The following is a 20,286-nucleotide window of genomic DNA, read 5'->3' as shown; positions in this document are numbered from 1 at the left end:
AAAAGCGTCTCAATGCCAATTTCCTAATTTTCTACAGGATTAAGCGATTTATTCCGCTTTAAAATAAGGAGGGATTTAGATGGAGATCCATAGAGGTTTAGATGGTGTCGTGGTTTCTGAAACAAAGATCAGTTCGATCGTCGAAAATCAGTTGTTATTTGCTGGTTTTAATATTGATGATCTGGTTGCTGAAAATGTTCAGTTTGAAGAAGTGATTTATCTTTTATGGTATCTTAAGGTGCCAAATGCTCAAGAACTGTTCAAGTTTAAACAGGATTTAGCTGCTGCCATGCCGATCTCAGACACAATAGTGACGTGTTTGAAAATCCAGACTCGGCAAAATCTTCATCCGATGAGTGTTCTTAGATCGACTATTTCACTTTTAGGGGTGTTTGATCCAAATGCAGAAGAAACAGATGAATCTTCATCTTATCAACAAAGTATCGCTTTGCAGGCTAAAATGCCAACGATCATTGCGGCATATGCTCGGTTAAGAAAAGGCTTGGATCCAATCGCACCTAGAAGTGATTTATCGATCGCGGCGAATTTTCTTTATATGCTCACTGGCGAAGAAGCGAATGCTGTACAGGTATCCGCAATGAATCAAGCATTGGTGTTGCATGCAGATCATGATTTGAATGCTAGCACTTTTACTGCGCGAGTCTGTGCATCGACATTATCCGACGTCTACTCCTGTATTACTGCTGCGATCGGTTCTTTAAAAGGACCGCTTCATGGTGGAGCAAATGAACGAGTATTTGATATGTTGATGGAAATTGATTCTGGTAGTTTGAGTGTTAAAGAGTATTTGAATCAAAAATTAGATCGTAAAGAAAAAGTGATGGGCTTTGGGCACCGTGTCTACAAAACAGAAGATCCAAGAAAAAAACATTTGAAAAAGCTCGCAAAAGAACTAACGGCATTGACGCAAAAAGAACAGTGGTACTTTTTATCTTGTCAGGTTGAGCGCTATTTAAAAGAAACAAAGGGGTTGATCCCTAATGTCGATTTTTACTCAGCAACCGTTTATCATTGTTTAGATATTGAAAGTGATCTGTTCACATTGATTTTTGCGATGAGCCGAGTATCTGGTTGGTTAGGTCATATTTACGAGCAAAAGCAAGAGGATTGTTTGATCCGTCCGCGCTCTCACTATGTAGGACCAAAGCATTTGACTTATCGGGCATTTGATGAAGAATTACGTTCAGGAGGAATTGAAGCATGACCAAAGGAGAAAAACTTGTTTTCAGTAACGGCCAACTTGTCGTTTCAAATTATCCAATCATTCCATTTATAGAAGGGGACGGCATTGGACCTGAAATCTGGCAGGCGGCTAAAACTGTATTTGATGCCGCAGTAGATAAGGCATATCAAGGGAAAAGGAAAGTTGTTTGGCAAGAGGTATTGGCTGGAGAAAAAGCGTTTGATCAGACGGGAGATTGGCTGCCGGAAGAAACGTTAGAGACGATCAAAACACATTTAGTTGCGATCAAAGGTCCACTTACAACACCGATTGGCGGTGGTTTTCGTTCTTTGAATGTCACACTAAGACAAGAATTGGATCTGTATATATGCTACAGGCCTGTACGTTACTTTACTGGTGTGCCTTCTCCACTAAAGCATCCGGAACTTACAGATATGATGATTTTTAGAGAAAATACGGAGGATATTTATGCAGGAATTGAATTTCCTGCTGAAAGTTCAGATGTGAAAAAATTGATTAGCTATTTAAGAACAGAATTTGGAGTCGAAAAGATTCGTTTCCCTAAAACATCAGCGATTGGAATCAAACCTGTTTCCAAAGAAGGAACAGAACGTTTGGTTCGGGGTGCCATTGAGCACGCGTTGAAACATCAACGCAAATCAGTAACACTTGTGCATAAAGGCAACATCATGAAATTTACTGAGGGTGGATTTAAAAAATGGGGCTATACGTTAGCTGAAAGGGAGTTCGGCAATCAAGTTTTTACTTGGCAGACATATGAGAAAGTCAAAAAAGAACTGGGAAAGACAGAAGCTGACCATCAATTGTTGGAAGCTGAAAAGGCAGGAAAATTGATTATTAAAGATCGGATCGCAGATATTTTCTTACAAGATATTTTATTGCATCCAGATAAATATGACGTGATCGCTACCTTGAATTTAAACGGAGATTACATCTCGGATGCTTTGGCTGCTCAGGTTGGCGGAATTGGGATCGCACCTGGTGCAAACTTAAACTTGCAGACAGGTCATGGCATTTTCGAAGCAACCCATGGGACAGCACCTGAATTTGCTGGTTTGAATCAGTTAAATCCTTCTTCGTTACTATTATCAGGTGCGTTGATGTTTGAATATCTTGGCTGGGATGAGGTCAGTCGATTGATCACTGAAAGCATTGAACAGGCACTGGTGAACAAAACTGTAACAAAAGATTTCGCTGATCAAATGGATCAAGCAACGCTGTTGAGCTGCTCCGCATTTGGCGAAGAATTGGTTCGGTTCATTCAGACAACATAAAAAAAGCTGACGATTACTCGTCAGCTTTTGAGTTTACTAAGGTTAATTATGCTTTGTTAACGTTAGTAGCTTGAGGTCCACGTTGGCCTTCTTCAACGTCGAAAGTCACTGCTTGACCTTCTTCTAAAGTTTTGAATCCATCGCCTTGGATAGCTGAGAAATGTACGAATACATCGTTACCGTTTTCTGCAGTGATAAATCCAAAACCTTTGTCTGAGTTAAACCATTTTACTGTACCTGTTTCCATAATAAAAAATCCTCCTATGTGTGTATACACGTATTTTGCAATTACTTGAAAGGTGAAAATGTGGAAGATGTTTATTTGAAACAGCTACACATATATTACCGACCAAAAACTACACTCTTATAATAGCATATTTCCTTGTTCTTGACTAGTGATATCTCTTTTAAATTGTAAAAATTTGTTAAGAAATAAAGATTAATTGTCAAAAAAAACTTAGTTCTGTTATAGTATAGAGGTATTAAGCGTTAAATATGAAAGTAATGATAGAGTTATATCGCAGAAATCTATTCCGAAGGCGCAGTCTTGGAACTGCATAGATTTGAAAGTAGGAAGGGTTCAAATTGTTTAGATGAGAATAAGGTTATCCTTACTAATAGATAGTTTCACTTGGTTTATAGCTAACAAAGTATTTAATCAACTTAATTAAAGAGCCGCTCAACTGATTAGTTGAGCGGCTCTTGTCCATTTATCCGTTAATAGCGTAAAATGGCGACTAAGGATTTTTCATCGGGTGAAGCTTGTTGATCTAGGATGAACACTTTACCGCCGGTGTTTAGAATTTTATTTGTCACTTGATTCAAGACTTTTCTACGGTCAAATTCTTCATTGGACATTTCTGTCGTTTCATCAACGAGGTTTGCTGTTGAAATAAAGAAGTGTGAGATTTTTCCCTCTTCTGCAGCAGGAGCGATGTCAGCAAGCTGATCTACGTATTTTTTATCCAATAAAAGATTATAGGTCGCTGTTTCATTTTTCTCCAATTCTTGATTGATTTTTTCCGCTGCTTTTTCAATTTCACTGATTGAAACTTGGGCTGGAGAAGAAGAGACAGCTGTATCTGTTTTTAAACAAGTATTTTTGGCAATTTTTTTGAATAATGTTTGATTTTCAGGCAATGCATACAAACGAATCGGCAGCTGATCAGGGTTAACAAAGGTATCTTTTAAGTAATTATCGATAGCTTGATAATAGTTTGTCCAGTCGATCTGCACCTCTTGATCTTTTGTGTTGACACCGTGATAAGCAACTCCTTCTTTAGAAGAGCCATTATAACCTGAGCCTGCTTTTGTTGAGTAATTTAAATTTCCACCTGTCAATTCATCACCTAATGTGCCAACCAAGTCTGTCGGAGCATCGTCAGGCAAATCAACTTTTGTCACACGACTATTTTCAACTAGGTAAAGTTGCATAGAATCACGATTTAGCGCCATTAGATAATAACGATAATTGAATTGATTGTTTTTGATGATCCCTAAAAGATAAGGGCGATCGTCAATATAATATTGGTCGTTAACAGGAACATCTAAACGATGGATAAAAACATCATTTTCAGTGAAAATGATTGAGACACTTTTCGTTGCGTTACGCCAAAATGAGGCATCCGCAAGTAAAGCATCGATCTTATCTTGGAACGGTGCCCATGAAAGTGTCTTGTATTTTTTTTCAAAGCGGACTTTTGCAGCTTTTCCAAAGTTTTTGAACGCTAAAGAATCTTTTTCAACATCTTGATGTGCAACGTGTGTGTTTAAAATAAACGTTACAAAGGGACCGTGAACATCATCAGAGAATAAAACAGAAAGTGTGTCTTTTTCTTGATCTACCATAATACATTCCTCCTAAAATTTAAAAGCTGAATGAGCTAGTTCAGTTTAAGCTGGCTTAAAAGTAAAATAAAAAGCGGATCTCCGCGTAATCATTTACATTTTCAGCAAAACTGGTTCATGGAGCTAGTGACATTGAAACCCGTAACTACTTCTATTAAAAGTGTAGCACAGCCTTAAAAATGTTGGAACTAATATGGTTTGCCAAACATAAATGAAAGCAAAAGTTAAGAAATGTTTTATATGAGTATTTACTAATAGTTTTTTTATGAAATACAAAATAGCTATTCATAATTTTTTTAGGTGAAGATGTTAATATACCTTCATGCCAATTATCCCGAATTGGTTTTTCATACTTACTCCTACCAAGAGTAAATAACAACCTTCATTTCCACCACAGACGACGGTCGTGGTGGTTTTTTTTGTTTTTAGATGAGTAAGATGAAAACCAATAAGAGATAGATGTTTTACTTCTTATGTGCTAAAATAGCAAGCGGGTTTGTTTTTTTAAAAGGGAGGAAACATATGAAAACAAAGGGAGTTACACAGCGTGAATCCAATTTCGAACTTTTGAGAATAGTTGCGATGCTTGGAATAATCATGTATCACTTGGTTTTGCACTATATTGATTATAGTCGCTTTGCTTTAGTAAATTTGGATAAAGGTTCTAACTATTATCATTTAGAAACAATTCAGATTATTTACACATTTGGTCAAATTGGAAATACGTTGTTTATTTTGATTACAGGATACTTTTTAATTAAAAAATCCACTGTAAACGTTGTAAAACCAGGGGGTAAGTTACTAAACCGCTCTTATTTATTAAGTATTGTATTATTATGTGTTGCTTATCTATTGGGCAGATTTCATATGCCAGTTTCTACAAGTGCAAATATGCATATGCCACTTAATGGTTGGTGGTTTATTGGGTACTATATCTTTATTATTGTTTTTGCAAAATTTTTTCTTAATGAGTATTTGAATAAACTGGATAAACAAGGATATTTGAATTTTATTGTGATCATGCTTGTATTGTTGAGTTTTTCGGAAATATTTAACATACTTACTAACTTAAAAATTCAAAATTTTGCTATTGGAATTTCTGTATACGCAATTGGTGGTTTTATTCGGTTATATAATCCTTTAAAAAATGTTAAGACATTGACGTTACTATTGTTTATCATAATTTTTATGTTGATTCAGGTAATTCAATATAAATTAAATTTGAATGTAAATATTCGTCAGTTTTACCAAAATGGTAATAGTATGTATGTTAATTCACCGTTCAACAATGTTCTAAGATCACCAAGCATTTTGTTTTTAATTTGCAGCGTGTCGATCTTTGAATTATTTAGACGGATCAAAATAGGAAACATTCGTGTGATCAATACATTATCTGCAGCAACATTTACAGTCTATCTTTTCCATGAGTCTCATTTTTTTAAATCACTCCAATTTAAAGGTAATCCATTGCCTAATCGTTTAAGGTTGCTGAGAACTGTTTCAACTAAGGTCATTGCCGAAGATCCAACGAAAGAGATCATTGTTCCTTTAGATGATCCGGAAAGTTGGCAGTCATTGAAGGATTTTCTGAATATTAGTCAGGTTTTTCAAGAAAGAGGAGTTAAAATTGGTCTTATGTATATGATTCTATTGACCATTACTATTTTTATTGTAGGAGTGTTTTTCGAGTTCTTATTGCAAATGATCAATAGGGGATTCAGATTGATTTTCTCTAAAGATTTAAACGCGTTAAAAAGAAGTTTAAGATAAAATCAATTCATCATACACAAATAGAAATGAGGTCAAAGTAAAAGTATTGCTTACTTTTACTTTGACCTCATTTTGCTATAAAGCCTCAATAAACCGATTTGTTTTGAATAGTCTTGTTTCCAGATTGGTGCCAAGTTCTATTGCTGCCCGTTGCCCTTTTCCACTAAATTTATAACGGATCGTATCAGCGTTCATTTTTGCCGCTACAAAAGAGACCCCGAAATTTGCTTGCATGGTTTGGATCAAGCGGACATATAAAGCACTCTCAGAAATGCCGAAATGCTGTGACAACTGAACTAAATTCCAGCCTTCTTTTAAAAAGCGAAATAAGACCACATCAGGAATAAGAATGGCTGAAGCACCTATATTTGCTTGAAATTCATGAAGCTCTTCGTTATAAGAATAGTGTAAACTACGTTCAGTATCTGTAAAAATCGTTTTACCATCACTCATATGAAATAAATAATGAGTGATTTCATGACTGATCGTAAAATTCTTTCTCTTCTCACTCATATTTTGATTATACCCAATAGTTGTCTCTAAAGCATCTTGGACGATCATGCCGGAAATGCGGTCTTTTGCTACACCATCGAAAGGAAATCCTCGCATGAAGACCCCTTTTGATTTAACATAATCCCAAAGATAGGAACAGTTATAGTGTTCATAGCCGATATTATTAGCAACCATTACAGCGGAGATATAATCGTTGATTTGATCTGAAAAACTAAGGTATTCATCAATTTGCTCTGTCATCCAATCACGCCTTGTCGTCTTGTTTTAGTTCGCGTTCACGCTCGATTTCAGATCTTCTGAATCGAAGAAAACGGTCCACTTCATCTTTCAATTCATCTACTTCAGCTTCTGAGAGCCCTTCAGTATTCATTCGAAACATGATCTGTGAAGAAAGAGCTTCTTCAGGAAGATTTTCTTCCCGTGCCGGAGTATTTGTTCTCCCCAACAGATAGTCTGTAGAAACATCAAAATAATCAGCGACTTTTTGAATGTTTTCTATTTTAGGAGAAGAAGTGTCCCAACGGCGGATTTGGCCATTAGAAATTCCTGTATTTCGTTCAATCTCAGCAAAAGTAACTTTCTTTTGATCAGCCAGCTCTTTGATTCTGTAAGTTAAACTCATGTTTTTCAACCTTTCATAAACTTAAATGAAAAATAAATTATCTTTTAAGCTATTTTTAATTGACAATTAGCTTTTAAGCTATTATACTATTCTTATAAGCTAATTTATAAGTAAACAGCTACTCAAGCAATTTCTTTACGCGATCAACATAATGAAAGCAGTGATCAAAGTAGAGAGAAGCTTGTTTAACTATACCTATATAATAGCGTAAAAGCTATTGTTTGTCAATTTATTACTTTATATTAGCAAATTTACTAAGAGGGAAAGTATTAAGAAGCTTTAAGAGGAGGAGGAACGATATGAAAAGACGTAAAGCAAAAAGCAAGTTGCTTGTTCATTTTTTAAATTTGGCAGAATCAGGTGATAGACAGGCAGAAGCTCAGGCAAAAGAATTGGCAAAAGAAATTTTTAAAGAAGAGCAAGAAGTAAAACTGACAGAGAAAAGTTTAGCGAGTCAACAAGCAATTGAAGACTAATTATAAAGGAGAGGATAAATAATGATATTGTTTCCCGAAATCGATCGAAAGAAAACGAAAAAAAAGGTTCATGAGCTATTGAGCACCTATCGCTCTTTATTGAGAATTGCTGGAGATAAGCATGTTCCTAAAATCACCGCAGCATACGTTTTTGAAGTGCATCCAAGCACGAACAAAACAGGACAACGAACGGAAACGATCATTGATCGTAAGAAATTGGCAGCAAATGAGTTGACCAAAATCATCAATGCGATGAATCAATTAGATCGATATGATCGGCAATTACTTTATGACAAATATATGGACCGCCATTTTACCACTAATATTGCATTATATATGAACTACCATATGAGCGAAAGTAAGTTTTATCGTGAATTGGATAAAGCAATGATTCGTTTTGCAGAGTCTTATGAAAGTGGTGAATTATTGATAGAAAAGTGACATGATTTTGGGAGAAAAACGGCAGCTGAAGTAAATGAAAAACAGGTAAACTAATGATACTCATTAGTAAATGAAGACAAAGAGACTAAAAATAAGACATTCGTTAGACTATTGGGTACTCCTATAAAATAAAGAAAAGGTGGTAATTATGAAAATGTTTGAGTATTTAGATCGTTTTCTAGTAGATGCTGATCACAAAGCAATTTACGTATTGGCTTTGATTTGTGTTGCAATGATCATTGATTTTTTAAGCGGTAGTTTAGCAGCAAAAATCAATCCAGATATTCATTTTTTAAGCAAAGTGGGGATCAATGGAATTTTAAGGAAAATTGCGAGTATGGTACTACTCATGTTTTTTGTTCCGTTGGCACCCTTGATTCCAGGTGGAACAGGTGTAGGCTTGATCTATGTGTTATATATCGGCTATCTGTTGATGGAATTGAAGTCCATTTTGGAAAACTACAAAAAAATGGGGATTGGTACAGAACTATTTGAAGAGTTTCTTAAAAATTTCAAAGATGATAAAGATGAAAAATGATCGAGAACAAACTAAAAAAAGGAAACTGAAGCAGAACTTCTGCAATCAGTTTCCTTTTTTTAGTTTTAATGATCGATAGAATGTTAATCCAAGTGCTGATAAGCAGAGGATAAATGAACCTAAAAAGGTTATCCGCATACCGAAAATAAAAATATCAGGTCGTTCATTGATATAAGTTGTGACTCGAGAGCCGTAGGCAACGCTCATCGAATGATACAAAATAGTTGTTGCTAAAGCGATCCCCAACACCATTCCTAGATTTCGAGCAAATGAATTCATACTTCCGGCTACCCCAAGATCTTCTTTAGCAACGCTGCTCATCACAGTAGTATTGTTTGGTGATTGAAATAAGGCGTTCCCTAGACCCATGATTCCTGTTGCTAAAATATAGTACCAGAGCGGTGTCCCTTGATTTAGGAACATGTACATCAAAGAAGTAATGGACAATAAGACCAATCCGGCGAAGGTCAATAATTTCGTTCCGATTTTATCGGTCAAATAACCGCTGATCGGAGAGCCGACGACCATCAATAAAGGAAAGACCATCATCAAAAGTCCTGCTTTACTGGCGGGTAATCCTCGTGCATTCTGTAGATAAAAAGGAATGACGACATTCACAAAGAAGTTTGAAGAAAAAATCAAAACAGCTGTGATCAAACTCATAGTAAACACTTTATTTTGAAAAATCGTAAATGAAATAAGCGGCTGTTCGATTCTTTTTTCAATACGCAAAAAAGCTATGAAAGCAACTAATGCTAATATAAATAAGACGATCGGCAAGATAGCGGTGAACCCAAGTTCTTGCCCAATAAAGATTGCGCCAAAAAAAGTCATGATAAATGCAGCGAATAAACCAAAACCTGGCATATCCACTTTCTTTCCGCTTTTTGTAATATCTTTTGGTAAGAATTTTTCACAAATCAAAATAGTGATGATTCCTACTGGAACATTGATCCAAAAAATATACGGCCAAGAAAACTGTGATAAAATCAGACCGCCGATTCCCGGCCCTGCAATTGAACCTAATGAAACGAATGCACCGATCGAACCCAGCGCTCGGCCGCGCTCTTTCAAAGGGAACACTTCTGTGATGATCCCTGAATTTGTCGCCATCGTCATACTTGATCCGATCCCCTGAACCATTCGAGCAAATAAAAGAAAGCCTAGTGAATGATTAAATCCACACAACAAAGAACCGATTGTAAAGACGATCGTTCCAATGCGGTAGACTTTGATTTTACCGAAACTGTCGCCTATCTTGCCAAATAGCAGTAAGCAAGCACAGACGATGATTAAATAGATCGAAACGATCCATTCGGACTGGTTCATCGGTACGCCCATGTCCTTGGATATTGTAGGCAAAGCAATATTCACAATACTGGCGTCTAAAGTCGACATGAAAGTAAACATGGCAACCGAAACCAAAATCCACCACCGATTTTTTTGAACGATCGGATTTTCTTGAAAACTATTCACTGATTCCATTTCTTCATCTCCTTAAACAACACTGTAAACAGTCCGTTACTATAGTACTCCTTTTTTCAGAAAAATGTCAGTAAAAATGAAAAAATAAATAAGTATGAGAAACAAAAAAACATCTATCTTAAATTAGAACGAAGAAAATCACTTGCTCGATCGCACTTTGTCTATCTATTTATGTTATCTGTTATAATAAATGAGGAAAAACTGTACTAAAAAGTCTCATTTTTTGTTATACTTTTTTTAAGAAGTCGATAAATAAGGAGTCGGGACTGTTTTAGTATAGAGCTTGGAAGAAATAAAACAGGATCTTTTTATCAGAACCAATCAAGTGGAGTTGAAGAAATAGAAAAGTAGATAGATGCTTAAGAACATAGATTTTTAGGAGGATATTATGGCGACAAAACACGATCAAATATTAAAATATATTGAAGGATTGCCGATCGGCGATCGAATCTCAGTCCGAAGTATCGCAAAAAATCTTGGTGTTAGTGAAGGAACCGCGTATCGTGCTATCAAAGATGCTGAAAACATTGGATTAGTTTCGACCATTCAGCGTGTTGGAACGATTCGGATCGAACGGAAATTAAAAAAGCATATTGAAAAATTGACCTTTGGTGAAGTAGTTCGAATCATTGAAGGAGATGTGCTGGGCGGATCTTCCGGCTTAGACAAAGTTCTGAATAAATTTGTCATCGGTGCGATGACAGAAAAGGCGATGACTCGTTATATCACGCCTGGTTCACTGATGATCGTGGGGAACCGCCAGGGAGTGCAAAAACTGGCGTTGGAAAATGGCGCAGCAGTGTTGATCACGGGTGGCTTTGATACAGAAAAAGAAATTGCTGAACTGGCAGATGAACTGGAAATGCCTGTACTCAGAACGACGTATGATACATTTACGGTGGCTACCATGATCAATCGAGCGTTGAGTGATCAACTCATCAAAAAAGATATCATGCTGGTCAGTGATATCTATACAAGTCTGGAAAAAACGAATTATTTGTTTTCAACAAATACGATCGCAGATTATCAAAAACTATCTGAAAAAACACATCATTCACGCTTTCCTGTCGTGAATAAGAGCCTGCGCTTAGTGGGAATAGTCACAGCTAAAGATGTTCTTGGAAAAGCGGAGACTTTGACAATGGACAAGGTGATGACTAAAGATCCAATCATCGTCAAAAAAATGATGAGTGTTGCAAGTGTTAGTCATCAAATGATTTGGGATGGACTAGAGGTGATGCCGGTTGTTGAAGATGACCTATCACTGGTTGGATTCGTTTCCAGACAAGACGTGATGAAAGCCATGCAGCTTGTTCAAAGACAGCCTCAAATCGCAGACACGATCTCAGATCAAATTTCAGGAGAAGTGATGCCGGTCGATGATACTGACAGGAATGAAGAGGGCCAATTTAGATTTACAGTGACACCGCAAATGGTTAATAGCGTAGGAACGATTTCCTTTGGTGTTCTAAGCGAGATCATTTCGAATGTGACACAGCGAACCATGATCACCAATCAAAGAAGAAATGTTTTGATTGAACAAATGAGTCTGCACTATCTACGTCTGATCCAACTGGAAAGTGAACTTGATATAAGACCACGTGTACTGGAAATTGGACGACGTTCAGCAAAACTTGATATCGAGGTGTATTTAGAAAACGCATTAGTGGCCAAAGCAATCGTGGTTTGCCAAGTCATGGAACGGACATAGGAGGAATGAAGATGGATGTTTTAAAAGACATTTTAACAACGATCAAAGCATATGAAACAATTATTATACATCGCCACCAGCGACCTGATCCAGATGCAATTGGTTCACAAGTTGGGTTGGCTGAACTTTTACGTACCAGTTTTCCGGAAAAAAAGATCTATCAAGTCGGCGGACCTGTTGAAGGGCTAGATTTTTTAGCGACAATGGACGAAGTTCCTGACGAATATTATGAAGATGCACTTGTGATCGTCACGGATACAGCCAATTCTCCTAGAATCAGTGATGATCGTTATAAGCTGGGAAAACAATTGATCAAAATCGACCATCATCCTAATGACGAGCCTTATGGTGATTTGGTTTGGGTCAATACTAATGCGAGCAGCTGTAGTGAAATCATTGTTGATTTCTATCATCATAATCAATCAGAGCTAACGATGAATGACGAAGCAGCAAGACTACTATATGCAGGAATCATTGGCGATACTGGCCGTTTTTTATATCCTGCGACTACCTCTCATACCTTAGAGGTAGCAGCGGAATTAATGACCTATGATTTTGAACCAGTTGATTTAAATCGTGAACTGGAGCAGATGCCAATGAAAGTGGCGAAATTAGCAGGCTATGTATATCAAAATATTGAGGTTGACGAAAATGGTGCTGGAAAGGTCATTCTACCGCAAAGTTTGCTGGATGAATATGGCATCCTTGATTCAGAAACAGCTGCTATCGTCTCTTTACCAGGGATGATCGATGAAGTGCTAGCCTGGGGGATTTTTGTACAACAGCCGGAAGGCTATTATCGTGTACGTTTAAGATCAAAAGGACCTGTGATCAATGAGTTAGCGAAAAAACATCATGGTGGTGGGCACCCTTTAGCTAGCGGTGCTAATGCTAAAGATAAAGCAGAAGTGACAGTTATTTATGATGAAATCCAACAATTGTGCAAAGAATTCAAAAAATAATGTATGAAAGCATTTACAATTTGATGCTAATCCATTATACTAAAGCTAGTTGAAGAGTGGATAGTGATTGTCGTAGACAAGCTAAACCTGATTATACCAAGTGTTTTTATTTGGCATAGTTAGGTTTTTTCTTTTTTTAAAGGGAGGATTACTATTATTTCTATTCAACAAAAAATAATGCTTAGGATAAAGGAGACAGGAAAATGAAATTGAGAAAATTGTTTGTTGGAGCAGCATTAGTAGCGATGGTTTTAGCAGGTTGTAGTAATGGAACAGCAACAGAAGAGAAGAAAGCGGATACGAAAAAAGATGAAAATTCTGAGGTCGTGATCTATCTTGCTCGTCATGGAAAAACGATGTTGAATACGGTCGATCGTTCCCAAGGCTGGATCGATGCTCCATTGACGCCAGCAGGAGTTGAAGTAGCAGAGCATTTAGGTAAAGGATTATCAGATGTAAGCTTTGATAAAGTCGTAACCAGTGATAGTGGGCGTGCGATCGAAACGGCTGAGTTAGTTCTGCAGAATAATGGACAAGAAGATATGATCAAAGAGATGACGAAAGACAAACGTTTGAGAGAATATAATTTTGGTACCTATGAAGGGTTAATGAATGAGGAAATGCTGACAGCTGTTGCGAAAGAGCAAGGAAAAACCTTTGAAGAATACAATGAATGGATGAAGGAAGTTGGTTTTTATAAGGGAATTCTTGACTTTGCAGATGTATTATCTGAGTTAGATAAGAAAAATGTTGAAGAAGGCGTCAACTGGCCGGCAGAAGATAGCCAAACGATCATTACTCGACTGACCAATGCGTTGGATGATCTAGTCAAAGATGCTCAAAAAGAAGGAGCGAATAATGTTTTAGTCGTTTCTCACGGGATGAGTATCATCACATTATTGGGTGAACTGGATTCGAATGCTGACTTGCCGGATGGCGGATTGAAAAATGCAAGTGTATCAAAAGTCACCTATAAAGATGGCAAATATACAGTCGACAGCGTGAATGATCTTTCATATGTAGAAAAAGGTCAAGAAACAAAATAAGGTGTATGTCCATCCTCCTTCTAGCAGGGCTTTCCTTTCACTAGAAAGTACGATAGAATGAAGTAGATTGAAAGCAATCGGTGATGCTAACAGATTGCTTTCTGACTGATTAGTTAAAGGAGAAATGAAATGGAAAATTTACCAAGTTGCCCTGAATGCGGCTCTACTTACACTTACGAGGATCGCGGAATGATGATTTGTCCAGAATGTGGGCATGAATGGTCGACAGAAGAGACGGCTGAAGATGCCGCAGCTGTAATAAAAGATGCTAATGGAAATGTATTGGCAGACGGTGATAATGTCACAGTCATCAAAGATCTGAAAGTCAAAGGTGCCAGTGGTGCAATCAAACAGGGAACGAAGGTCAAAGGAATTCGTTTAGTTGCGGATGCAGCCGATGGACATAATATTGATTGTAAAGTGGAAGGCTTTGGTCCGATGAAGTTGAAATCGGAATTTGTGAAGAAGAATTAGAAATAGGATAATTTGTTTATAAGATTTCATTGAGTAATTAGATATCTATCTGGTTACTCTTTTTTGATATTTTAATAAGTTAGTTTATGTTTTAATAATAAGTGTAAATAGGGGCTTAACTATAATTATTGATCGCTTCTATTCTATAATAAACCCCGCAAAGAGGATAGGCGCTAACATATCCTCTTCGACAGAACCGTTTAAGACGGTAACCAGTTTATTTTAAGAATAACCGTTGCTTAGCTAAAGCTGACGGTTTTTTGTCTTTAAGCAATTCCACGATCAGTTTGATCAAGGCGATGGTAAACATGCCAAAGCTTAAAATTAGCTGAAATGCTTCTAATGCGGACAAAAGGTATTCCCCTCTCTAAAGATCTCAGCACTTACATCCATAAGCACTATCACCTTTCATAAGCAGTCACCCTAACTTCTCTGTTCTTTTATTGTATCAGACTAAACATTAAGAATGCGTGCGTATTTCATTCTTTTTGTTGGTATTATATTATATAAAAATCGACTGTTTCTCAGTAATAACACGAATCTGTATATCCATATATTCTCTCCTTATTTATTGATTGATTCTTCTCGAAATGATAGAATCCTTTTGATTCCACGCCATAGGTTGATGATCGCTAAGATTGCGCCGAATACTAATGGTAACCATAACATTTCTGGTGCATAGTTTAATTGATCCAATTGAGCTGAATGATTGTCTTCTAGTGTCCACAATCCTTGAAGCACTTGAAAACTAAACGCCATCATAAAAGCCGCTATCAATAAAAGGACAAAACCAATATAATGGATCTTGCTTTTTTTCCGAATAATAGCAAAAATGATATATAAAAAGACTAAAAACGCAGGAACGCCAAAAGCAAAATAAGCATTTAACATACAATAACCTCCTAAAATAAAAGTTTGTAGAATTAGCTAAGTAAGTGTAGCTGACTATTTATTTCAATCATACTGCAAATTTTTTGATTTGCAAAATATATTTTTTATTAAATTAACTTGTTATGAATGACAACGGAACCGTTTTTTACTACACTAAATAGGAGGAAGTGAACCAATATGTCAGCTTATACAGTACCGATCAAAACCGCGTTGATCGTTTTTCCTTTTTTAGCTTTTGCCATTTCATTTGTTTTGGTGATTCGAGAGTATCGTAAATATGGGACGTTTTTATTATGGCGGGCGATTATTCTCTATTCATTTGTTTTCTATCTACTTTGTGCTTATTTTTTAGTTATTTTACCCTTACCGCCAAGAGCAGAAGTTGCTCAGTATACGGGGCAATATTTGGAGTTACGACCTTTTTATTTTGTGGAACGCTTCTTAAATGGAACGGTATTGAATATACATGACCCTAGTACATTTGTGCCTGCCTTAAAGCAAAGTGTCGTTTTAGAGCCAATATTTAATATGTTACTTTTGGTGCCTTTTGGGGTTTATTTACGCTACTATTATAAATTTACGTTTAAAAAAGTTGTGATAGCTAGTTTTTTATTATCCTTATTCTTCGAGTTGACGCAATTGAGTGGCTTGTATTTTATTTATCCTAGACCATACCGCTTAGCTGATGTGAATGACTTGATCAACAATACCTTCGGCGGAATCATCGGCTATGTGATCACCCCGATGCTGACCTTTTTATTTCCGACAAGAGATGAGCTGGATGAAGCTGCGTATGAAAAAGGACAGTCCGTTAGCTTGTTTCGACGTTTTGCAGCATTTTTGATCGACTGGTTTGTTATTTCGATCGTGCAAGCTATAGTGATATTTTCGCTTAAGCTAATTCCAGAATATCGTAAACTAGTGTCAGCCTATCCTTTGATCGAAACACGCGGCTGGTTTTTTGTTATGGTTTTCTTAGTATTTATGGTGCTGCCAACGTTTACGAATGGTGAAACGATCGGTAAAAAAATCGTACGTATCAAAATCGTCCAAGAAGGACGTGAGAGGATCAGTTTTAATGCGTTATTTATCCGTTATGGATATCTATATTTTGTCTATGGCTTGATCAGCTTGTTCATTGCTGGACCAGCTGAATTACTTAATTCTACCAACCAGATGCTCCAACTAGTCACCTTGATGATCTTTTTATTTTGTATGCTGTTGTTGCTGCTATTTGTTCTTAATGTTACCTACGTGCTTTTACGTAAGAAACGGCGCTTGTTTTATGAGAAGGCTAGCCACACCTATACGGTCAGTACGATAAAAAGAGAGAAAAAAATCGAAAATGACTAAGGCCCTGCCATTTTTGTGGTATAATGCATGAGGACTTAGACAACAAGGATAGAAAGTGGTGAGAAAATGAGTTCATTTAAACAATTTCAACTCAATGATTTTATTATGGAAGCATTAGCAGATAAAGGGTTTGAACAGCCAACAGAAGTACAGGAAAAGTTGATCCCTGTAATAAAAAAAGGCAAAAGTGTGATCGGTCAATCTCAAACAGGGAGCGGGAAGACACATACTTTTTTACTCCCATTGATGAATAAGATAAATCCTCAATTAGATGAGGTGCAAATCTTGATCACGGCGCCAAGTCGAGAGCTGGCGAATCAGATTTATCAAGAAGCAAGCCAGATCGGAAAATTCAGCCAGCCGGAAATTCGTGTGACGAATTTTGTTGGGGGAACAGACAAACAGCGTCAGATTGCTAAACTAAAAAATCAGCAGCCTCATGTTGTGATCGGAACACCAGGAAGAATCTTGGATTTGATTAATGAACAGGCTTTGAAAGCACACACGGCATTTGCTTTCGTTGTGGATGAAGCGGATATGACATTGGATATGGGCTTTTTAGAAGATGTAGATCAAATTGCCGGCCGTCTGCCGAGCCATTTACAGATGCTGGTTTTTTCTGCAACGATTCCTGAAAAACTGAAACCATTCCTTAAAAAGTATATGGAAAATCCTGTTGTGGAGCATATTCAGCCGAAGAACATCATTTCTGAAACGATCGATAATTGGTTGATTTCAACGAAAGGCAAAGATAAGAACCGTTTGATTTATCAATTATTGACAATAGGTCATCCCTATTTAGCGATCGTCTTTGCGAATACAAAACAGCGTGTGGATGAAATCACGGAGTATTTGAAAGGCCAAGGCCTAAAAGTGGCGAAGATCCACGGCGATATTTCTCCAAGAGAACGTAAACGAGTGATGCGTCAAGTGCAGGACTTAGAATTTCAATATGTAGTTGCTACTGATTTAGCAGCTCGCGGAATCGATATTGAAGGGGTTTCTCATGTAATCAATGCAGAAGTACCAAGCGATTTAGATTTCTTTATCCATCGTGTTGGAAGAACAGGTCGAAATGGCTTAGATGGCACTGCGATCACACTTTACTCGCCAGCAGATGAAGAAGCGATTTCCGAAGTTGAGCAATTAGGTATTGAATTTCATCCAAAAGAAATCAAAGATGGTGAAGTTGTTGCAACATATGACCGTAACCGTCGAACAAAACGTGAGAAAAGCAAAGATGCACTTGAAGATCCTACGTTGATTGGCTTAGTCAAGAAGAAAAAGAAAAAAATCAAGCCAGGCTACAAGAAAAAAATCGACCGTGCGATTTCTGCCAGCAATAAACAAAAACGTAAAGTTGAACGTCGTCAACAAACGAGAACAGCAAAAAAAGCAAAGAAAAACAGTTATAAATAGTTAAACTGAGGTTGAGATAGAAGTATTCAAGAAGAGGGATCTACTTCTGAAACTACCGCTTATTCTTTTTTAAAAGGACTGGGCCATAACTCTATGAGTTATGGCCCAGTTTTTTTGTTGGAGCAAATACGAGTGTAAGGGATTGTCGATTTTTGTTAATGAAAATCGGTTTCAATGGTATACTTGATGGAGCAGATATTTTTCTATTTCTGAGGAGGGGCCGTTTTGGAGCTATTTGAACAAATTGAATGGGCACAATGGAAAAAATTGAATGATACTGAAAAGACAGCGTGTTTGCAGCAATTATTGATGTATTTTATTCCACCCAGAATGGAGATCACTATGATCGAGCTGGTTGATTTTGAGCTTTACGGAATCAAGTGTCGAACATTTGAGATCGAATTAGACGGGGAATTATTTGTTTTTATCCCTAAAAATAGTGAAGCGATCCTCGGTTGGGATCTGGGAGCTGAGGGATTACGACCTCACGAGCTTCTGGATTTTGATGTTGCTGACCTTGGAAAGAAAACGTTCAAAACAACTTTGACAAATGAAATGATCGATCCCGCGTTTCAACAGCTGGAGGAAGAAGCAGCACATGATTTGTGTACATTAGAAGGAATTTCGAATTATATCAATGACCATACGTCACCCTTAAGAAAAGCTGAGATCCCGGCAATGTTTGTTCAAAAATATGCTTTGCCCGCCGGAACTGAATTTTTAGGAATCGTTGATACGATCACAGGTGCATTTGAAGGGGAAGTTGAAAAATTTGCAGTATTTGAAGCAGATATTTGTGCACAACTATTTCCTAAGCTGACAGCACAAGAGAGCTTGATCTGGTCTTTTCCCAAAACAGTCTTGGAAGAGAACCACTTTTACTTGGAATTTGTTCCCAATGCAGAGTGTTATTTTGTTTATAGTCATAAGACGTGTACCCATACACAATTAAGAGAGGCTATACAGCAACAAGGATTTGATCTTTTAACAGAAGATCAATGGGAGTTTGCTGTCGGTGCAGGGACTAGAAGGTTATTTCGCTGGGGCAACGAATTACTCTTACAAAATAATGAATCAGGCAGACAGATCAAGGAAAAAATGAGCGGGGCCAATATGTTTGGTCTAGTGATCGATACACAAAGAAATCGCTACGAACTGACTCAGGATCCTGCTGTTTCAAAACTGAGCATCCAAGAAAAAAATGATCGTCATTTGATCGAGCAGATGCTGCCATTGTCCACTTATTATTGTTCCAAACATTTAGTGTTGCCGGAACAAATAGTAGAGCCGGAAAAATACCTTTATCGTAAAAGTATTATCGTTGACTTATAGGTGAAAGGCAGGAAAAATTATGCAGGCATTTTTGACCAGTTGGATGAATTTATTTAGATATACCGACAGCGTCGTTCACAATGGCTTGTTGACCCTTTTTTATGGATGGTCGATCTTCTATTTTACTCGTTTATTCATCGATCTAGGAAAAGATCTCAAGCTAAAACGGGTCAGTTTAAAGAGGCGGATTCCTCAGCTGATCAGTGTTTTCATTATAAATGTATTATTGGGCTCGTTTCTATTAGCCTTGTTACAGCCTTCGTTTTTCAAAAAGTGGCAGTTTAACGGCTGGTTATTTAATGATGTCATGCTGGGGATCATTTATGGGGTGATAGTTGTAACATTTATATTCATGCTGCGTTCTTTGTTTAAAAAGAATAAAGCAGGGGTCAAAAAAAGCATACAAATTTATACTATGGTTTTTATTGTTGAATTTCTAGTAGCAACATTTGTGATGGCTGTTTTTGCTGGCGCTTTTTCGGGGATCGTTTTTGAACAAGATGCTCAAACGATCGTGACAAAAAATAAGGCAGGTAACACGATATCCATCAATAAAATCAGACAACGAATTCCTAACGGCAGATCCAGCTCTGGAATTTCTACGAGTATGACTTACTTTTTGATTAGCGCAGTGGATTTAAAAACGGGTGAAACGACGTGGACAAAACATTCTAAATGGCAGGAATATCTCATCGGCAGCACAAAGGAAGGGCTATTTACAGTCGATAGTAAAAAAGAACGAGTCTATTTTATTGATGAAACAACGGGAAAAGTCAGTCTGACTGAACAATAATGGATAGAAAAAATCCCAGAACTAAAGGATAATTTAAGCTATCAGCAAACAGACTATGCGATCATCGATGAATCTTCGATTTATTTTTATGGTCTAGATGGTCGATATTATAA

The 20,286-nt window shown here is 37.1% G+C and carries 21 protein-coding genes; 14 read left to right on the top strand and 7 right to left on the bottom strand.

Annotated features, from left to right (window positions below; translation table 11 throughout):
• Positions 1 to 79 precede the first annotated feature (79 nt).
• Both IGI58_RS01765 and icd read left to right on the top strand, forming a co-directional pair.
• On the top strand, positions 80 to 1,225 hold the full coding sequence (locus IGI58_RS01765) for a citrate synthase (protein WP_429954781.1): 1,146 nt from the start codon (positions 80 to 82) through the stop codon (positions 1,223 to 1,225).
• The gene (gene icd / locus IGI58_RS01760) at positions 1,222 to 2,499 is read left to right on the top strand and encodes an NADP-dependent isocitrate dehydrogenase (RefSeq protein WP_429954783.1); all 1,278 of its coding nucleotides are present in this window, start codon (positions 1,222 to 1,224) and stop codon (positions 2,497 to 2,499) included. Before IGI58_RS01765 ends, icd begins: the two co-directional genes overlap by 4 nt.
• 46 nt (positions 2,500 to 2,545) lie before the next feature.
• Here icd and IGI58_RS01755 read toward each other — a convergent pair whose 3' ends face one another.
• Together IGI58_RS01755 and IGI58_RS01750 are read right to left on the bottom strand one after the other, a co-directional pair.
• Positions 2,546 to 2,746 (bottom strand): cold-shock protein, encoded by a 201-nt coding sequence (locus IGI58_RS01755; protein WP_010760878.1) that lies wholly within the window; start codon positions 2,744 to 2,746, stop codon positions 2,546 to 2,548.
• Positions 2,747 to 3,216: 470 nt separating this feature from the next.
• Entirely contained in the window at positions 3,217 to 4,347 is a 1,131-nt protein-coding gene (locus tag IGI58_RS01750) for a hypothetical protein (RefSeq protein WP_429954785.1), read from the bottom strand.
• A gap of 522 nt (positions 4,348 to 4,869) precedes the next feature.
• Between IGI58_RS01750 and IGI58_RS01745 the strand changes: the two genes are divergently transcribed.
• Positions 4,870 to 6,117, top strand: coding sequence for an acyltransferase family protein (locus IGI58_RS01745; protein WP_429954787.1), 1,248 nt, complete (start codon positions 4,870 to 4,872; stop codon positions 6,115 to 6,117).
• A 75-nt stretch (positions 6,118 to 6,192) separates the two neighbouring features.
• Here IGI58_RS01745 and IGI58_RS01740 read toward each other — a convergent pair whose 3' ends face one another.
• The gene (locus tag IGI58_RS01740; RefSeq protein WP_225534372.1) at positions 6,193 to 6,870 is read right to left on the bottom strand and encodes an ImmA/IrrE family metallo-endopeptidase; all 678 of its coding nucleotides are present in this window, start codon (positions 6,868 to 6,870) and stop codon (positions 6,193 to 6,195) included.
• 4 nt (positions 6,871 to 6,874) lie between these two features.
• Entirely contained in the window at positions 6,875 to 7,252 is a 378-nt protein-coding gene (locus IGI58_RS01735; RefSeq protein ID WP_087641359.1) for a helix-turn-helix domain-containing protein, read from the bottom strand.
• Between the two features lie 299 nt (positions 7,253 to 7,551).
• Here IGI58_RS01735 and IGI58_RS01730 point away from each other — a divergent pair, with 299 nt between their 5' ends.
• From IGI58_RS01730 to IGI58_RS01720, 3 genes are all read left to right on the top strand, one after another.
• Positions 7,552 to 7,728 carry a hypothetical protein gene (locus IGI58_RS01730; protein ID WP_225534373.1) on the top strand — a complete coding sequence of 59 codons (177 nt, stop codon included), beginning with the start codon at positions 7,552 to 7,554 and terminating at the stop codon, positions 7,726 to 7,728.
• Between the two features lie 21 nt (positions 7,729 to 7,749).
• Entirely contained in the window at positions 7,750 to 8,169 is a 420-nt protein-coding gene (locus tag IGI58_RS01725) for an ArpU family phage packaging/lysis transcriptional regulator (RefSeq protein ID WP_225534374.1), read from the top strand.
• Between the two features lie 154 nt (positions 8,170 to 8,323).
• The gene (locus IGI58_RS01720; protein WP_087641560.1) at positions 8,324 to 8,707 is read left to right on the top strand and encodes a phage holin family protein; all 384 of its coding nucleotides are present in this window, start codon (positions 8,324 to 8,326) and stop codon (positions 8,705 to 8,707) included.
• 45 nt (positions 8,708 to 8,752) lie between these two features.
• On the opposite strand, the gene IGI58_RS01715 is transcribed toward IGI58_RS01720, so the two are convergent.
• Entirely contained in the window at positions 8,753 to 10,192 is a 1,440-nt protein-coding gene (locus tag IGI58_RS01715; RefSeq protein ID WP_429954790.1) for an MFS transporter, read from the bottom strand.
• Positions 10,193 to 10,580: 388 nt separating this feature from the next.
• Between IGI58_RS01715 and IGI58_RS01710 the strand changes: the two genes are divergently transcribed.
• The 4 genes from IGI58_RS01710 to IGI58_RS01695 all read left to right on the top strand — a co-directional run bounded on the left by IGI58_RS01710 (position 10,581) and on the right by IGI58_RS01695 (position 14,385).
• Complete coding sequence (locus IGI58_RS01710) at positions 10,581 to 11,903, top strand: DRTGG domain-containing protein (RefSeq protein ID WP_087641362.1); 1,323 nt, start codon at positions 10,581 to 10,583, stop codon at positions 11,901 to 11,903.
• 11 nt (positions 11,904 to 11,914) lie between these two features.
• Positions 11,915 to 12,865, top strand: a complete 951-nt coding sequence (locus IGI58_RS01705; protein WP_429954792.1) for a DHH family phosphoesterase — start codon at positions 11,915 to 11,917, stop codon at positions 12,863 to 12,865.
• Between the two features lie 203 nt (positions 12,866 to 13,068).
• Positions 13,069 to 13,911 carry a histidine phosphatase family protein gene (locus IGI58_RS01700; protein ID WP_429954794.1) on the top strand — a complete coding sequence of 281 codons (843 nt, stop codon included), beginning with the start codon at positions 13,069 to 13,071 and terminating at the stop codon, positions 13,909 to 13,911.
• A gap of 129 nt (positions 13,912 to 14,040) precedes the next feature.
• Positions 14,041 to 14,385 (top strand): zinc ribbon domain-containing protein YjdM, encoded by a 345-nt coding sequence (locus tag IGI58_RS01695; protein ID WP_429954796.1) that lies wholly within the window; start codon positions 14,041 to 14,043, stop codon positions 14,383 to 14,385.
• 217 nt (positions 14,386 to 14,602) lie between these two features.
• On the opposite strand, the gene IGI58_RS01690 is transcribed toward IGI58_RS01695, so the two are convergent.
• Together IGI58_RS01690 and IGI58_RS01685 are read right to left on the bottom strand one after the other, a co-directional pair.
• Complete coding sequence (locus IGI58_RS01690) at positions 14,603 to 14,737, bottom strand: putative holin-like toxin (RefSeq protein ID WP_429954798.1); 135 nt, start codon at positions 14,735 to 14,737, stop codon at positions 14,603 to 14,605.
• A gap of 212 nt (positions 14,738 to 14,949) precedes the next feature.
• Positions 14,950 to 15,276 (bottom strand): hypothetical protein, encoded by a 327-nt coding sequence (locus IGI58_RS01685; protein WP_429954800.1) that lies wholly within the window; start codon positions 15,274 to 15,276, stop codon positions 14,950 to 14,952.
• 177 nt (positions 15,277 to 15,453) lie between these two features.
• Between IGI58_RS01685 and IGI58_RS01680 the strand changes: the two genes are divergently transcribed.
• The 4 genes from IGI58_RS01680 (at position 15,454) to IGI58_RS01665 (ending at position 20,173) form a co-directional block, all read left to right on the top strand.
• Entirely contained in the window at positions 15,454 to 16,629 is a 1,176-nt protein-coding gene (locus tag IGI58_RS01680) for a VanZ family protein (protein WP_429954802.1), read from the top strand.
• Positions 16,630 to 16,695: 66 nt separating this feature from the next.
• Positions 16,696 to 18,048 carry a DEAD/DEAH box helicase gene (locus IGI58_RS01675; RefSeq protein WP_429954804.1) on the top strand — a complete coding sequence of 451 codons (1,353 nt, stop codon included), beginning with the start codon at positions 16,696 to 16,698 and terminating at the stop codon, positions 18,046 to 18,048.
• A gap of 225 nt (positions 18,049 to 18,273) precedes the next feature.
• Complete coding sequence (locus IGI58_RS01670) at positions 18,274 to 19,380, top strand: DUF7278 family profilin-like fold-containing protein (protein ID WP_429954806.1); 1,107 nt, start codon at positions 18,274 to 18,276, stop codon at positions 19,378 to 19,380.
• 19 nt (positions 19,381 to 19,399) lie between these two features.
• Positions 19,400 to 20,173 carry a PA2928 family protein gene (locus IGI58_RS01665; protein WP_429954808.1) on the top strand — a complete coding sequence of 258 codons (774 nt, stop codon included), beginning with the start codon at positions 19,400 to 19,402 and terminating at the stop codon, positions 20,171 to 20,173.
• Positions 20,174 to 20,286: the final 113 nt, after the last annotated feature.

The sequence above is a fragment of the Enterococcus sp. AZ020 genome (assembly GCF_050499205.1).
GTDB classification, from domain to species: Bacteria; Bacillota; Bacilli; order Lactobacillales; family Enterococcaceae; genus Enterococcus_L; species Enterococcus_L dunnyi.
This window is presented reverse-complemented; position numbering and strand designations above follow the sequence as displayed.